19 protein-coding genes and 1 pseudogene are annotated in these 15,298 nt (G+C 65.0%); 9 read left to right on the top strand and 11 right to left on the bottom strand.

The window, feature by feature from the left end; translation table 11 throughout:
- Positions 1-16: 16 nt before the first annotated feature.
- The gene (locus V8683_RS03740) at positions 17-466 is read right to left on the bottom strand and encodes a PaaI family thioesterase (protein ID WP_411190640.1); all 450 of its coding nucleotides are present in this window, start codon (positions 464-466) and stop codon (positions 17-19) included.
- Positions 467-887: 421 nt separating this feature from the next.
- Between V8683_RS03740 and V8683_RS03735 the strand changes: the two genes are divergently transcribed.
- Together V8683_RS03735 and V8683_RS03730 are read left to right on the top strand one after the other, a co-directional pair.
- Positions 888-2,210 carry a sensor histidine kinase gene (locus V8683_RS03735; protein WP_411190639.1) on the top strand — a complete coding sequence of 441 codons (1,323 nt, stop codon included), beginning with the start codon at positions 888-890 and terminating at the stop codon, positions 2,208-2,210.
- A complete protein-coding gene (locus tag V8683_RS03730; RefSeq protein ID WP_411190638.1) occupies positions 2,207-3,232 on the top strand; it encodes a response regulator in 1,026 nt (341 codons plus the stop codon). Before V8683_RS03735 ends, V8683_RS03730 begins: the two co-directional genes overlap by 4 nt.
- Positions 3,233-3,269: 37 nt before the next feature.
- Here V8683_RS03730 and cqsA read toward each other — a convergent pair whose 3' ends face one another.
- The 5 genes and pseudogenes from cqsA to V8683_RS03705 form a co-directional block, all read right to left on the bottom strand.
- Positions 3,270-4,574, bottom strand: a complete 1,305-nt coding sequence (gene cqsA / locus V8683_RS03725) for an alpha-hydroxyketone-type quorum-sensing autoinducer synthase (protein ID WP_411190636.1) — start codon at positions 4,572-4,574, stop codon at positions 3,270-3,272.
- Positions 4,575-5,297: 723 nt separating this feature from the next.
- A pseudogene (locus tag V8683_RS03720) lies at positions 5,298-5,504 on the bottom strand (DoxX family protein); the annotation flags it as partial.
- Between the two features lie 42 nt (positions 5,505-5,546).
- The gene (locus V8683_RS03715; RefSeq protein WP_411190635.1) at positions 5,547-6,341 is read right to left on the bottom strand and encodes an HvfC/BufC N-terminal domain-containing protein; all 795 of its coding nucleotides are present in this window, start codon (positions 6,339-6,341) and stop codon (positions 5,547-5,549) included.
- Entirely contained in the window at positions 6,338-7,180 is an 843-nt protein-coding gene (bufB, locus tag V8683_RS03710) for an MNIO family bufferin maturase (protein WP_411190634.1), read from the bottom strand. Before bufB ends, V8683_RS03715 begins: the two co-directional genes overlap by 4 nt.
- A gap of 22 nt (positions 7,181-7,202) precedes the next feature.
- Positions 7,203-7,475, bottom strand: coding sequence for a BufA1 family periplasmic bufferin-type metallophore (locus tag V8683_RS03705; protein WP_411190633.1), 273 nt, complete (start codon positions 7,473-7,475; stop codon positions 7,203-7,205).
- A 411-nt stretch (positions 7,476-7,886) separates the two neighbouring features.
- On the opposite strand from V8683_RS03705, the gene V8683_RS03700 reads away from it, so the two are divergent.
- The 7 genes from V8683_RS03700 (at position 7,887) to V8683_RS03670 (ending at position 11,146) form a co-directional block, all read left to right on the top strand.
- Positions 7,887-8,459, top strand: coding sequence for a sigma-70 family RNA polymerase sigma factor (locus V8683_RS03700; protein WP_411190632.1), 573 nt, complete (start codon positions 7,887-7,889; stop codon positions 8,457-8,459).
- Positions 8,456-9,097, top strand: a complete 642-nt coding sequence (locus V8683_RS03695; RefSeq protein ID WP_411190630.1) for a DUF1109 domain-containing protein — start codon at positions 8,456-8,458, stop codon at positions 9,095-9,097. The genes V8683_RS03700 and V8683_RS03695 overlap by 4 nt, the downstream gene beginning before the upstream one ends.
- A gap of 61 nt (positions 9,098-9,158) precedes the next feature.
- Entirely contained in the window at positions 9,159-9,440 is a 282-nt protein-coding gene (locus V8683_RS03690) for a DUF2795 domain-containing protein (protein ID WP_411190629.1), read from the top strand.
- 269 nt (positions 9,441-9,709) lie between these two features.
- Entirely contained in the window at positions 9,710-10,060 is a 351-nt protein-coding gene (locus V8683_RS03685) for a response regulator (RefSeq protein ID WP_411190628.1), read from the top strand.
- A 110-nt stretch (positions 10,061-10,170) separates the two neighbouring features.
- Positions 10,171-10,293, top strand: coding sequence for a hypothetical protein (locus V8683_RS03680; RefSeq protein WP_411190627.1), 123 nt, complete (start codon positions 10,171-10,173; stop codon positions 10,291-10,293).
- Positions 10,294-10,318: 25 nt separating this feature from the next.
- Complete coding sequence (locus tag V8683_RS03675; RefSeq protein ID WP_411190626.1) at positions 10,319-10,525, top strand: hypothetical protein; 207 nt, start codon at positions 10,319-10,321, stop codon at positions 10,523-10,525.
- Positions 10,526-10,648: 123 nt separating this feature from the next.
- On the top strand, positions 10,649-11,146 hold the full coding sequence (locus V8683_RS03670) for a PRC-barrel domain-containing protein (RefSeq protein WP_411190625.1): 498 nt from the start codon (positions 10,649-10,651) through the stop codon (positions 11,144-11,146).
- A gap of 95 nt (positions 11,147-11,241) precedes the next feature.
- On the opposite strand, the gene V8683_RS03665 is transcribed toward V8683_RS03670, so the two are convergent.
- The 5 genes from V8683_RS03665 to V8683_RS03645 form a co-directional block, all read right to left on the bottom strand.
- Positions 11,242-11,406: a DUF1328 family protein gene (locus V8683_RS03665; protein WP_411192473.1), complete on the bottom strand. Its 165-nt coding sequence runs from the start codon at positions 11,404-11,406 to the stop codon at positions 11,242-11,244.
- Between the two features lie 205 nt (positions 11,407-11,611).
- Positions 11,612-12,025: a hypothetical protein gene (locus V8683_RS03660; RefSeq protein WP_411190624.1), complete on the bottom strand. Its 414-nt coding sequence runs from the start codon at positions 12,023-12,025 to the stop codon at positions 11,612-11,614.
- Positions 12,026-12,266: 241 nt separating this feature from the next.
- A complete protein-coding gene (locus tag V8683_RS03655) occupies positions 12,267-13,124 on the bottom strand; it encodes an alpha/beta hydrolase (protein WP_411190623.1) in 858 nt (285 codons plus the stop codon).
- Positions 13,125-13,362: 238 nt separating this feature from the next.
- On the bottom strand, positions 13,363-14,046 hold the full coding sequence (locus V8683_RS03650; RefSeq protein WP_411190622.1) for a c-type cytochrome: 684 nt from the start codon (positions 14,044-14,046) through the stop codon (positions 13,363-13,365).
- A gap of 20 nt (positions 14,047-14,066) precedes the next feature.
- On the bottom strand, positions 14,067-15,296 hold the full coding sequence (locus tag V8683_RS03645) for a hypothetical protein (RefSeq protein WP_411190621.1): 1,230 nt from the start codon (positions 15,294-15,296) through the stop codon (positions 14,067-14,069).
- Positions 15,297-15,298: the final 2 nt, after the last annotated feature.

The following is a 15,298-nucleotide window of genomic DNA, read 5'->3' as shown; positions in this document are numbered from 1 at the left end:
CGCCGCGGCCGCCGTGTCAGCGTTCGAACACGAGCAGCGTGGAGGTGGCCGTGGCGTAGACCTTGCCGGCCGCATCCGTGAGCGTAGCTTCGGTAAAGGCCGCGCGACGGCCCATGGTCAGCACGCGGCCTTCCGCGCGCACCGGCCCGGTATCGACGGTCATGGCGCGGTGATACGACACCTTCAGTTCGAGCGTCGTGTAGCCCTGGGTGACGCCGAGGCGCGAATGCGCCGCGCAGCCGCACGCGGAATCGAGCAACGTGGCCGCATAACCGCCGTGCACCGTGCCAATCGGGTTGTAGACACCGAGCCCCGGCACGCCTTCGAACACCACGCGCCCTTCTTCCACTTCCACGAGATAAAAATCGAGCGCGTTGCCGATCGGGGCGCGGCCACCGACCTGCATCATATGCCGCAACTGTTCGATGCCGGTCAGGCCGGCGGGCAATTCCGCAACGAGGTCCATGGGGTCGTAGTCTCCGTAGATGGCGCGTATTCGGCGCAATGCGGGCGCGGAACGCGCCTTCCGTGAGCAGCATCCTACCTCTTTTAGAACGATCGTGCTTAAATCTGCGGCGCATCCTTCCTGGGCAGAATCTGCGGCATTGCGATTCGCCATCAATTGATACGGCATCCGAATCAATAACGATTTGAAGATCCCGGTATGAAAATCGCGTGACACCCCGCTTCTATGCGTCTCGCATCGGATGCAAACGTTAGCGGCGGGTCAGCCTGCCCGTTGGGCCGGCGACGTTGCATCGGCGCGATACATTGGTGATATCGTCTGGAGTTGCCGGCCCCGCTTAAGGGAGCAAAGCCGGTCCGCGCGACCGGTAACAACAACAAGCCATTTCACCCCGATGACCGTTTCGAGACCCACGCTTCGGATGAAGCTGCGGCGCGCCTGGGCGTCGCTGCCGCTGTTCCTCGTACGCGCCTTCGCGCCGGCCATGCGCAACCTCCAGTATGCGAAGCGCCGCATGCAGCCGTTTGCCGTGGTGGCCTGCGTCGGCTTCCCGCTTTATTACTATGTCTGGAAGGACCTGTTTCCGCAGCCGTACGAGAATCTCACGCTGCGGCTGATCGGCGCCGTGCTGTTCCTGCCGGTTATCGTCTACGACCACTGGCCCCTCGCCGCGAAAAAGCTGCTGGCGTGGTACTGGTACGGCATTACGCTCTATGCGCTTCCGTTCTTCTTCACCTTCATGCTGCTGAAAAACAGCGGCAATGAAGTGTGGGTGGAAAGCGCGCTGATCGCGGCCTTCGTCATGGTGCTGCTGCACGACTGGCTGATGCTCGTGCTCCAGTTCGTGGTCGGCATCGGCCTCGCCGTGCTCGCCTATTGCCTCACCACCGATCCGATCGTGATCGGCGCGAATTACCTCACGCATCTCGCGATTTTTTCGTTTGCCGTCGCCATCGGCGCAGTGGCGAACTACGACCAGGAGCGCATCCAGATCGAACAGGAGCGCGCCATGCTCGCCACCGCCGGCAGCGTGGCGCACGAACTGCGCACGCCGCTTGTCGCGATCCGCGTGGGCGCGGCCGGTGTCATGCGCTATCTGCCCGCCCTGCTGCAGACTTATGTGCTCGCGCAGCGCCACCGCCTGCCCGTGCCGCGCATTCGCGGCGCACACCTGCATTCGTTGCAAGGCGTGGTGGGCCGCATCGAACAGGAAGCGCTCTACTCGAATGCGATCATCGACATGCTGCTCGCCACCGCACGCTTCGCGGGCGGAAACATGCAAAACGCAACGTCGTGCTCGATCACCCAGTGCGTGGAAACGGCGCTCGCGCGCTTCCCTTTTCGCGAAGGCGACCGGCAGCGCGTGCACTGCAATCTGCGGCCCGATTTTTCGTTCCGGGGCTCGGAAATACTCACGGTTCACGTACTCTTCAATTTGCTGAAAAATGCTTTCCGGCACATGGGCAATATTGAAACCGCATATATTTCGATCCGGCTCGAAACCGGTTCGCGTATAAATCGTTTGATTTTCAGCGATACGGGCACAGGTATTTCTCCGGAAATCTTGCCGCATATCTTTACCCGCTTTTATACTTCGGCAACCACCACCGATGACGTCTCACTGGGAGCCGGCATCGGACTAGCGTTCTGCCACGATGTCATGCAGGCGATAGGAGGAGCCATAACCTGCTCTTCGGTGAAAGGCGAGTACACCGAGTTCGTTTTGACATTCCCTGCGCCATGACGAAAGCCCTCACGCCGTTTGCTTACCCCACCACCGTCGCCTTCGTCGACGATAGCGCCGCGTTCCTGTCGAATCTGAGCCTGCAGCTCGATCCGCAACTCGCATTCCGGATGTTCAACTCGCCTTCTCGCGCACTGCGATTCCTGAACCACCGCGAAACGTCTGGCCAGGCCGCCGAACCGATTTTCAGTCCCTATCTGGACCGCACCGAGGAAAACGATGCGCACCAGGTCATCTCCATGCGCGTCGACGCCATTCGCAGCCTCGTACATCAGCCCGCGCGCTTCGAATCGGTCTCGGTTGTCGTGGTGGACTACGACATGCCCGAGATCAACGGCATGGAGTTCTGCCGCCGCCTGTCCGACTCGTCGGTCAAGAAAATCGTGCTCACCGGCAAGGCCGACGAGCACGTGGCCGTACGCAGCTTCAACGAAGGCTTGATCGACCGTTTCATCCGCAAGCACGAATCCGATGCCGTGGAAACGCTGAACCACGCGATTCGCGATATGCAGGACGCGTATTTCGACCAGGCCGGCGCCTCCGTGCGCGACGCGCTGTCGGTTTCCGAATACGCCTTCCTCAAGGACGGCGCGCTCGCCGCGCATGTGAAGCGGATTTTCGAATCGCACGGCATCGTCGAGCACTACCTCTCGTACCAGCCGCACGGCATCCTCATGTTCGACGGCGCGGGCACGGGCTACCTGCTCGTGATCCATACCGACGAAACCCTGCGCGGCGTGCGGGAAATCGCTGTCGAACAGGGCGCACCCACCGGCTTCCTCGCCGAACTCGACGCGCATCGCAGCCTGCCCTATTTCTGGCATACCGAAGGCTATTACCCCGAGCAATGCGTGGAGTGGCAGCCATATATGCATCCGGCATCGATGTTCCATGGCGAGCGCCGCTACACCTACGCGGTCGTCAAGGAGCCGGCGGGATTTGCGCTCGATACCGTCGTACCGTACGACGCATTCCTGCAGCAGCTCGACAGCGAGTTCCAGGCGGCGTGGAACCCGCACTGAGTCCCACGCCGCCTCCGGGCTTTCGCCCTCTCCGCGATCAGGCCGGCACGGACGCCATTGCAAGTGCCGCCGCCGGCTGCGCCCGATGCCCGCGGGAACGGCCTGCGCCGCGCTGCACGAGGCGGCGTGTCGACGGCCAGTTCCACATGTCCACCTCGTCGCGAATCTCGTCGCACACGTCGACGAGCCGTTCCAGTTCCTGATCGCCCAACGCCGCATTCACCGAAATCCGGATCAGCGAGCGGTTCTGTGCCGTCGCCGGCGCGCAGAACACCGAACCGAATATGCCGCGCGCTTCCAGTGCATCACGCAGCACGATGGTCTGCTGCTCGGGGCCCGCTTCCAGCGCGATGATCTGCGCCTCGCTGCCGTTCAGGTTGTAGCCCAGTTCGGCCAGCCGCGTGCGCAGAAACCTGGCATTTGCGGCAAGCCGCGTGCGGCGCCAGTCTTCGCGTTCGATCACGTCCAGCGTGGCCGCCAGGCCCATCACCTCGTGCGGCAGCAACGTAGAGCTGAAGATCGCGGGCAGTGCCTCAAACTTGAAATATTCCTGAAATCGCCGTGAGCAGCCGATGATGCCCGCCCGCCCCGCGAAGGCCTTCGCAAGGCTCGCAGTGCGGAAGTGGACGCGGTCGGTCAACCCCAGCTCGACAACGAGCCCGGCGCCGCGCGGCCCGTGGGTGCCGAGCGAATGCGATTCGTCGACCACGAGCACGCAGTCGTGCTCGGCACAGACGTCTGCGATGGCGGCGAGCGGCGCCACGCTGCCGTTCGTGCTGTAGACCGAATCGATGATTACGACGCCCGGGCCGTTGCGCTGGATGCGCTGCTCGAGATGATCGACCTCGTTGTGGAGGAAACTGACCGCACGTGCGCCGGCACTGCGGACGCCTTCCCAAAGCGACATGTGCGCCATCATGTCCACATAAACCGGCGTCTGCGCGTCCGCGATGGACTGGATGAGCCCGGTGTTGGCCGCGAAGCCCGACTGGCACAGCACGCTCGCCTCGGCTTCCATCCAGGAGGCGAAGCGGTCCTCGAGCCGCAGTTGCGGGCAGTCGTCGCCGTGCAGGAAGATGCCCGACATCAGCAGACCGTTGCCTTCGTCGCGGATGCTGCGACACATCGCATCGAGAATTTCGGGGTGGCGGGCAATCGAAAGGTAATCGTTGCTCGACAGATGCAATGCGTCGGCGCCCGGCGCGCGCCCATGCATGATATGGCCGCCCGCCCAGGTCTCCTGCACGCGCGTCTGGTAATAGCGGTCCACGCGCGCGGCGAGAAAGGACGGCAACGCCGCGTCGTGATGGTGGGCGTTACGCCAGTTGCTACCAACTTTCATCTCAGGCTCCTTGCGGTTGAAGGCCGCCCCCCGAAGGCAACGTATTTCGTCAGGGATCCTTACGGGAGACTGGCCAGTGGAATTGCCTTGACAGGCGCGCCATGCGTGAGCCGGCACGGCACGCCTGCAAGAGGCTTACGAAAGCGGATGACGCAATGGTGTACGCACAGGTCCATCGCGACGCGAAACGGAACATGACCGTTTCGCCAGAATGGGTTTGCGCGCGAGCCGCGCACACAGGAACGGCGGAGGAACGGCGAGGCCGTCGCAGCGCTGCTTCGGCGCACGAACGCGGCGGCGATATCGTTTGCGGCTGCTGGCCGCCCATGGACGGACGCCCCGACATCCGCACGATTCCCGCCTCGCGTAATCGCTACTGGTTATGAAGGAAGAGAAGCTTGCGTGCCGGAAAGCGCGCTCTGGTATCGCGTAGCGCGTGGCATGACGTTCGGTACGAAACGCGGGTCAGCACGCAAAATGCATGTTTGATAATTATCCAGTAAAAACTGCCGCGTAAATCGCTTTACGGCCGTAACTATGCGCAGTGCATTTCAATTTGTTCCGCCGGCGCATTAGCGTGGCGATCCGCTTTCCAAATGATTCGCTGTGCATAGCTTGCGTCCAAAAAACAACAGCGCAGACGCCTCTTCGGCGGCTGCGCTGCGATGCGGCGAATAAATATCTGACGAAATCTGCTGTCCGCGCCAGTCCCTCCGCTGTTTTCTACTTGATGCCGAACCGATGATCGAGCGACAGAACGCCTCCGCCGCGCCCGATCATATAGAGCAACAGGCCCGCCCACGAAAGATGCGTGGGCCGCGCATCGGGATAGACGAACACTTCGATCACCGTGGTCATGCCAAGGAGTGCGAGCGCCGCACCGCGCGCGAAGAGTCCGAGTACAAGCAGTACCGGGAAGAAGTGTTCCGATCGGTGGCGATGTCCCGGGTTGCGTTCCGGGGTGTGTTCATCTCAGGCTCCATTCGTTTCGGATTGCTTCCCATCTCCGGAGGACATGGCGGCGCTAAACGCGCCATCGGCAAACAGTTCAGAGAACAGGACGGCAAGATCGAGTGCGGGTTCGGCTTCGAGCGCCTCCAGCGTCGCTTCCCCTAGCTCGCGCCCCGCCGCGCAGGCGTCCAGCAGCGCGCAGGCGCCTTGACCCAGCGCACGCCACGTCACGCTTGCGCCGGCGCGCAACACCAGGGCGCCCTCGCCGTGCCATGCGAGTTCTTCGGGCAGCGCGACCGCTTCGCGGTTGGTGCGCCAGATCGTGTAGACCGGATGCGCACCGAACCAGGCCCAGCGCGCACTCGCGTGCGGCTTCAGGACCCGTTGGGCAAACGCTTCAGGCGCGTAGCGGGCCACTTCGGCCGCCGCGAGCGCGGGTTCGTCGGCCGCTACGTGCGCCTCCACCCAGAACCGGTCGAGCCGCGCGACGTCCGCGAGCCACGGCAACTCGCGGGCCGGTTCGAAGCCGGCCAGAAACGCCGGGAACGTCGCGCCATAGAGCAGAAGCCGCGCGTCGTCGGGCGGCGTCGCCTGCGCGTAGATGAGCGCGGCCGAACGAAACCAGTCCACGCCGACAAGGCGCTCCACCGTAGGGAAATTCGCCTGCAAGGCATCGACGCAGCCCTTGAACACCGTGTTGCGGTAGACGGCGAAGCCCGGCTGCAGGATGAGCCCGGCCACGCGCGAGTCCTCCGCGGGGGCGCCATGGAGCGCACGCACGAAATCGTCCTGAAAGCCGGTCAAGGTCGGATTCATGTGAGAACCCCCACGCCATCGAGCACGGCCTGGGCCGCGTCGCGTTCGACAAGCAACGCATCGAAACCGGGAATATGGTCGTCGCGCTCGATCAGCGTGGGCCGCGGACCGAAGCGATCGATCGTATGGCGATAAAGCTTCCACACGGCATCGTCAATGGGGGCATCGTGCGAATCGATCAGGAGCGGCGGCTGCGTTTCTTCATCCACGCTGTGTCCCGCGAGATGGATCTCCATCACCGCCTCGCCCGGAAAGCCATCGATCCAGGCAGCGGCATCGAAGCCCATGTTGCAGGCGCTCACATAGACGTTGTTCACGTCGAGCAGCAAGCCGCAGCCTGTTCGCCGCACCAGTTCCGCGAGAAACTCCGGCTCGCTCCACGTGTGCCCGTCGATGCGCACGTAGTGCGACGGGTTCTCGATGGCGATCCGCCGCCCCAGCGCCTCCTGTGTGCGCGCAATGTTGTCGGCGATGCGCGCGAGCGCCGCGGCGTCGCGCGGAAACGGCAGCAGGTCGGGATGATAGTGGCCACGCCAGGCGGACCAGGCAAGATGTTCGGACACGAGCGCCGGCTGCAGCCGGTCCGCCAGCGTGCGCAGGCGGCTCAGATGCGCCGCATCCGGCACGCGGTCTGCCGCGAGCGAGAGCGATACGCCATGCAGCGACAGCGCGTGGCGTTCGCGTACCGCATCCAGCCACGCGAGGCGCGGGCCGCCCGCAATCATGTAGTTCTCCGGATGAACCTCGAACCAGAGTCCGCGCGCCTCGCAGTTGCACGCTTCGTCGTAATGCTGCGGCTTGAGACCGAGTCCCGCGCCACATTCGGTGAGCCTATTCATGATCGTCGGGCGGCCGTGTGCGTCAGGAGCCCATCGGCTCGAGCGAGCCATGGCCCGAGGGCGTCTTGATCGACGTGCAGGTGCCAGCCGGGACGTTCTTCCAGTGCGAACCGTCGTAGTCCATCTTCTGCGAGCCCGCACAGGTCGTGCCCGCCCCTGCCTTGCAGTCGTTGTGGCCGGCCATCGCGACGCCGTAGCACTTTTCCACGCTACCGGTCTGGGCCTGGGCGACGGTGGCGCCGGAAGCGAGCGAGGCAAGAATCAGCGCGGCGGCGGAAAATTTAAGAGTACTCATGATGTAGGCTCCATCGGTTGATGTTGGGACAGTATTCAGATCGTTCGCGGCATCGCAGCGATGCATACCCGATCTGCCTGTAAATACGCATCGGCGGGAGCGCCGGTTACAAGCCGGCCCGCAATCGCGACAAAATATTTTTTTATGCCTGCTGTAACCCGCTGGCCCCGCCATTCGTATACGCTTCGCACACGCCCTGCACCGCAGCACCGCATACTGAAAGCCATCAGAAAGAAAACCATGCCGCAGCTCACGCTTGACGAATGCCCGGAAGGCCCGCGACTATTGAAGAGGAGCCTGTCCACCGCCACCGGAGCCCCGTCATGACCCGCCACGCGCCGCCCGCCTGATGCCCGCCGCAATCCCTTTGCACCCGCAGACATTTCACCCGCGCTGTAACCGGAGTTCGCGATGAGCCGAACTACCGGTAACGAACCGGCACGCGGCACCGAGGAGCGGCTCAGGGCGTTGTTCGTGCGCGGCCTCGCCGGCGACACGACGGCTTACCACGCCTTTCTCTCGGAGCTCGGCTCGCATCTGCGCGGCTTTCTGCGCAAGCGGCTCTATGCGTTGCAGGACGACGTGGAGGATCTCGTGCAGGAAATCCTGCTTGCCGTGCATAACGGCCGCGCCACTTACCGCCCCGAGGAGCCGCTCACGGCTTGGGTACATGCGATTGCGCGCTACAAGCTGACCGACTTCTTCCGGGCGCGCTCGCGCCGCGAAGCGCTGCAGACGCCGCTCGACGACGAACTGGAGATCTTCGCGACCTGCGACGACGAGGCTGCCGACGCGCGCCGCGACCTGGGCAAGATGCTCGACCAGTTGCCGGACCGCCAGCGCCTGCCGATCCTGCACGTGAAGCTGCAAGGGCTGTCGGTCACGGAAACCGCGAAGCTGACCGGTCTCTCGGAATCGGCGGTAAAGGTGGGGGTGCATCGCGGCCTCAAAGCGCTCGCGCTGAAGTTTCAGAACGCATCATGAAGACAGAGGACCTCATTTCCCTACTCGCCACGGGCGCGACGCCGGTCGACCGCCATCTGGTCGCCCGGCGCTTCGCCAGAGCGCTGATTGCCGGCGGCCTTGGTTCGACGCTCCTGATGGCGCTCGTGTTCGGCGTGCGCCCCGACCTCGCGACCGTCGCGGCCACGCCGGTCTTCTGGCTCAAGCTCGCGCTGCCGTTCTTCCTCGCGCTGGGCGCACTCGCCGCCACCACGCGGCTCTCGCGGCCCGGAGGCGCGCCGCGCATGGCCTGGGCCGCCATGGCCTGGCCGGTCGCGGCCGTGTGGCTGGGCGCCATCGCGCTCGTGTCGCTCGCACCGCCTGCCGAGCGCCTGCCGCTCGTCATGGGGCAGACATGGCGCGTGTGCCCGCTCAACATCGCACTCCTTTCGGTGCCGTCGTTCATCGCCGTGTTCTGGGCCCTGCGCGGCCTCGCGCCCACGCGCCTGCGGGTTGCCGGCTTCACGGGCGGACTGCTGGCGAGCGCCACGGCAACGCTGGCCTATTCCCTGCATTGCCCCGAAATGGCGGTGTCGTTCTGGGCCGTCTGGTATCTGCTCGGCATGGCCATTCCGGCCGGTATCGGCGCCTGGCTCGGGCCGCGGCTGCTGCGCTGGTGACGGGCGCCGCCCGGGTACAGCGCCTGCGCCCGGCACGCTGTACCGATACCGGGAGACCGTCATGTATCCCTCCGCCATGTATCCCTCCGTATCCGCCGCAACGGACGCCGCGGCGCGACAGGACTTCAAACGGCGCATCGCATCCGCGATTGCGCAGGTGAGCTATCCCGCACACCCTCTCATCCTGATCGAGACCGCCGAGCATAGTGGCGCGGCGCGCGACGTGGTAGACGCCTTGCGGGCACTCCCCGACGAGGCGTTCGGCAGTTTTTCCGAGGTGGCTGCCTCGATCGAGGCAGCCCGTGGACCCGCCAGCGGCCTGGACCCGAATTGCGCGAGTTGAACGCAAGGCCGGAAATAAAGTTTTACATCCGGCACGCGGCGCACACCCTGCCAACTACGCGCCGCCCTGCGTCGTAGCGGGCGAAAACCCTCGCCACAAACCGCTTTCGCGCCGTGAGCCCCGACGACTGCTGCGCCGCCACGAGCGGGAACGGAACGTGCTCAATGCCGAACCAGGACAGGCGCGATGCGCGAGCGCGCGCGTACGCGCCGGGAACGAAACGCAAAAACATGGGCGCGGGCAGCATCGCGCCTGGCGGGTGCACATGCATGGCTACTGTATTGCTCGTTGACGACGACCCCAATGCGCTCGATGCGCTAAAAGAACTGGTCGTCCAGGAAGGCTACCGTGTTACGACCGCGGCGGACGGGACTGACGCGCTCAGGAGCGCGCTCGCCGATCCGCCCGACGTCGTGATCTCCGACTGCATGATGCCGCGCATGGACGGCATCGCATTGATGCGCGCAATGAGGCGCAACCGGGCGCTTGCCCACGTGCCGCTCGTGCTCGTTTCGGCGCTGGTCACGCCGCCGGCCGACGCCGATGTGGCGGGCTTTCTGCGCAAGCCGTTCGCCGTCACCCAGTTGCTCGACATTCTGCGCCGCGTACAAGCGGCTTGAACAGCATGCTTCATGGCGCAATCGTCCGGCAATATTCATAGCAATCCTCAATACAAATCGAGGAACGCGGGATGCTTCCCTGAAGACATGAATCTTTCGAGGAAGCCGATATGAATCTCCCGCACCAACCCCATCTCGCGCTGAGGAGCGCCATCTCCCTGACCGGCATCGTAGCGATCGAATGTGCGCTCGTGGCCGGCGTACTGCTCGCCCTGCACATCGGCCCGATGTAACGCAGTCCTCAAGAGGAGCACGATCATGAACGCGTATGCAGGCCGCTCGCAAGACGAGCGCGTAGCCCGGCGCAAGCACGAAATCCAGCGCGCCCAGGAGCCGCCGGGCGGCCAGATGGCCGTCTACGGCACCGAGCCGGACCCCGATCACAGCTGTGGCGAACTCTCGCCGCGCGGCAAGGAAATCTGGCGCCGAGGCGCGGGTCTCGACGGTGGCGGCAAAGCCGATTGATCGTGCCGATTGATCGCGCGGATCAGCCCGCGACGCAGCCGTCGCGGGAACGGCCCATGCGCGTCGCAACGCGTCCTGGCCACGCGCGGCGGTCCCGCGCCGCCTCATCCGAAGGAGTCCGTCATGCCCAACCCGGTTCTCTCCCCTGCGCCTGATGGCAATGGTGCACGCATCGTCAGGCGCGAGCACGAATCGTCGATCGGCCCTGGCCCCTATGTCATGGGCGCAAGCACGCTCGATGGCGATCGAGTCCTGAGCGCGGAAGGCGACGAAGTCGGCAAGATCAAGGACATCATGCTCGACGTGCAAAGCGGACGCATCGCCTATGCGGTGATGTCGAGCGGCGGCCGGCTCGGAATCGGCGACAAGCTGCTTGCGATTCCCTGGGACGCGCTCACGCTCGACGCCGTGCGCAAATGTTTTGTCCTCGCGCTGCCCTCGGAGCACGTGAAGACCGCGCCGGGCTTCGACAAGCGCCACTGGCCTTCGATGGCCGACCGCGCCTGGGCCACCGCCGTGCACGAGTACTATGGCCGCGCCCCTTACTGGAGCATCGAAACGGCACTGCCCGGCGAAAGCCGGCGCGGCGATCCCCCGGAAGCGGGCGGCGTGAAGCTTTGAATGAAGTTTGGGTAAACGACCCTCTCACTTGCCGCGCAGGCGCAGCAGCGTCTCCGCCGTGAGTCGCTGCTGCGTCTCGCCATAGCCGGCCCTCGTTAGCCGCGTCGCACGATGCCCAGGACGAGCGAAACGAGGAAGATCACGAGGAAGATGTAGAACAGGATCTTCGCGATGGCCGCGGCGCCCGCTGCTATGCCGCCGAAGCCGAATACGGCCGCGATGATCGCGATAATGAAAAAAATAAGCGCATATTGAAGCATGACGTCCTCCAGTCTCCGGGTCACACCGGGGAAAGTCCCTGCGCCGTCGAAAGCGGTGAGCGGCGCGGCGTAGGCACAGGCCGAGCTATTGCCCAGCCTGCATCTGCGTGCCATGCATCATTCCCGGTTGCTCGGCGCATCCGGGTCCGGCACGTTACGTTTCCCGCAGCAAGCCGGGTGCCCGGAATGCCGCGGGGGTAACGCGTCATTGCGTCGTGTTCGGCGGCGTGGCCGGCATGGCATTGCTGTTGCCGCCGGCCGGATTGCCATTGCCCGAGCCGCCGTTGTAGCCGGGTGCCGTGGTATCCGGCGCCGTGTTGGAGGGGACGCCGATCACCGTGCCGGCTCCGCTGCCTGTACCCGTCGTACCCGGCGAACCATAACCGCTATCCGGGGCCGTGCCCGGAGCCACTCCGGTCGTGCCCGGCGCAGTGCCGGTGTTGCCCGGCGCCATGCCGCCGCCTCCACCGCCCATCCCCGCCGAGCCGCCGGCAGAACTGCCGCCCGCGCCCATGCCACCCGCGCCGCCGGCGCCCCCCGTCCCCCCCGCGGCCCATGCCGTGCCCGAAAGCGCCATCACCAGTGCCCATGCCATTGCGTGCCTCGTCGATCGGTTCATCGTCGATCTCCTTTCGCGTCATCAGGTTCGAAAAAGCGGCGTACACCCGCAGGCCGCGCCGCACGTACACCTGCCGGCGCGCAAGCGATGTGCCGCGGCGCATCGCGGCGGCGCGATACGAACGGGATATCGTCGAGGGAATTGGACTGGTACGCGGCCGGGAACCATGGCCTGGCATTTCAATAAGCATTGCCAGGCAAGAGACGAAACCTGCCGCCCGACTATCCGGTCGGGCCAGCCTTTACGCTTGTGGCGGGTTCCAGCCGTTGCGCCGGAATGCGGTGGAGAAGAACAGCACCTGATAGCCGATTGCATTGGACCAGTAGGTCCAGGTATGACCGCCGGGCCGTTCCGCATAGTCGTGCGGTACGCCGAGCTCGATGAGCCGTTCGTGCAGCACGCGGTTCGACTGGACGAAATGATCGTCCACGCCGCAGTCGATGGTCAGGTCGATGTGTGCGCGCCTGAATTCGCTCGCGCTCGCTATGATCGCGTTGCGGTTCCAGAATTCGGCATTCCGCGCGGGATCGCCAAACACGCGGTCGATGCCGGGTTCGTCTTCGCAGGCGCGCGGGTCCACGGCGCCGCTGATACTGCCCGCCGCGCCGAAGGTATCGGGCCGGTCGAGCGCAATGCGCAGGGCGCCAAAGCCACCCATGCTAAGTCCCGTGATCGCGCGCGCCGGTTTCGCGGCGATGGTGCGCAAATGCGCGTCCACCCACGCGACGACCTCGTTGCCCACGTAAGTCTCGTAACGACTGCGCGGATCGAAGGGGCTGTCGATGTACCAGCTCTCATGGCCGCCGTCCGGCATTACGAGAATCACGTGATAGCGGTCTGCCAGTTCGGCGACCCGGGAATTCGACGCCCAGTCGGTGTGGTCGCCGCCCGAACCGTGCAGCAGGTAGATCACCGGATAACGTTGCGTGCCGCCATCCCGAGCGTAGTCGTCGGGCAACACGACCGTCGCGGCCAAGGTTTGCCGCATGGCGGCGCTGGGAATGCTGACCACGCTAGACTGGAATGCAGAAGCGTGATCGGTGAAAAACAGTGTGGAAACGAACCAGAGTGCAAGCCGGAATGCGCGGGCCGTGTTCATGAGGGGTCGCTCTTGTTTTTGGCGCCACTCTCGCCCGGACGCGGTCCGGCCACGGGCGGAGAAGCGCTTCGGCCCACTCTAGCAACGGCGACTTACAGTCAAATTTCAGACAACCCTACGGATTGCAAGCGAGGCATGGTCGACCTCGACGATCGAATCGCCCCCACCGCCGGATCGAAGCCCTCCGCGCACGGGACTTCGATCCGCTTCGATCCGCTTCGCCCCGTCAAGCGCACCGCTAGCGTGATTTCGCGGTCATGTACGCCACCGCGGCCTTGATCTCGACATCGGAGCAGGCCGCGCATCCGCCGTGCGGCGGCATGGCCTTGAAACCGATCAGCGCGTGCTGCAGCAGCGTGGCATCGCCTTGCGCGATGCGCGGCATCCACGCGGCCTTGTCGCCGACCTTCGGCGCGCCCGCCGCCCCGGTAGCGTGACATGCGAAGCAGACCGAACTATAGACCGCTTCGCCCGAGCGCACCGGCGCGGTGGAAACCGCCTCGGCCTTCGCGGGCGCCGCCGCGGCGGGAATCGGCGTCACGCCGCCGCTATCGCCACCCGCGCCCGCTGCGTCGGCTCCCGCCACACCCCCGCCCTGCCCACGCAACAGACTGAAATACGCCGCGATATTGACGATGTCGCGATCCGAAAGCGGCGCGGCCATCGCGTTCATCGTGGGATTCTGCCGGGTCTTGCCGTCCCGGTAAGCCAGCAGCGCGCCCTCGAGATAACTGCGGTGCTGCCCCGCAAGATTCGGCACGCCCGGAATCTTCGCCACGCCGTCCACGTTGTGGCAGGCAAAGCAGACCGCGGCGCGCCGCTTGCCCGCCGCGACGTCGGGCGCGTCCCCCGACGTCTGCGCATGCGCCGTCACGCAGAACAGCGACAGCAGAACCAGTCCGAACCGGATGATGTTGTTCATGATTTCGACGCCTCCCCGCATCAATTGAAGCTGTCGTGCATCGAGATCGCGATCCCGTACACGAAGAACACGGCAATCCAGACGCCAAGGACCGACACCGCCCCGGTGCCCAGACGCGCCACGGTCCGGTCCGCGCGATACACGCCCTGCGTGCGTCCCGCGCGATACAGCAGCGTGAGATAGAAGCCGCCCACGAGGCCGCCTATGCCGGCGAGCGTCGCGAAGAACAACACCGTCGAAGGCCAGTCGGCATGCACCGTGTAGGTCTGGATCGTGTAGCCGAGCGGCCGCAGGTAATGCACCCGGATGATTTCGCGCCACACCGCGAGCACGCCGAGCAACGCAAGACCGCAAAGGGCGGGCTGATAGCCATGCGTGTCCTTGCCGAGCTGCCGCATCCAGAGCGCCATGGTGGCCAGCGCGCCGACGATGAGCCAGCCCACCGGATGCAGCGCGAGACCGGAACCCGCGGGGAAATCGAACTGCCAGGCCAGCATGGGGACGAGCGCGATCGCGTAGCCCCATTGCGCGAGACGCCGGCCAAGGTCGCTCACGAACGCCCGGTAGGCGGGCTCGCGATCCTCGCGCTCAGCGAAGTAGTGCGCGTAAGCGAGCAGGAACACGCCCACGGCCGGCACGGAGAGGCTCATGATGAACGCATACCGCGGCCACTGGATCGCATGCAGCGCGGCGCCGCGCGTGTCGACCATGCCACCCGGCGCATACCAGTTCATCCATTGCTCGGGCAGCAACGCCTGATACGAAAGCGCATGCATGATCAGCCCGTCCAGGCAGAAGAGCCCGAACGCGATCCATGCATAGACGCCGATGTGCTTCTTCGCCCCTTCGTGATTGGCGTGATAGAAGGCGAACCAGCAGCAGTAGGCCACGATCAGCGTGAAAATGAAGGCGATGGCCCAGCGCCCCGAGAGCACATTCGAGGTGTACCACTGCGGGTCGTAGATGACCTGGGTAAAAAGCAGCGGCGCGACGCCCAGCACGATCAGCAACGACACGGCGACCTTGGCCACCTTCGTCATCGCCATCGAGAGGCGCTCCCAATACCTGCCGGCCGCGCCGTCGGCGCGCCGGTGAAACGCGAAGATCGCGAGCCCCGAAGCGCCCATGGCCAGGTGCACGAAGGCAATGTGCGCCACCCACGTGAGCACCATCAGGATCTGAAACACCACGGGCTGCGCGGGTACCCCGGCGGGGTCGCGCATCGTGTTCATCACGGCACCAATATCCATGG

It is taken from the genome of Paraburkholderia sp. AV2, assembly GCF_054968425.1.
The sequence above is the reverse complement of the archived record's forward strand: the minus strand, read 5'-3'. Positions and strand labels throughout refer to the sequence as shown.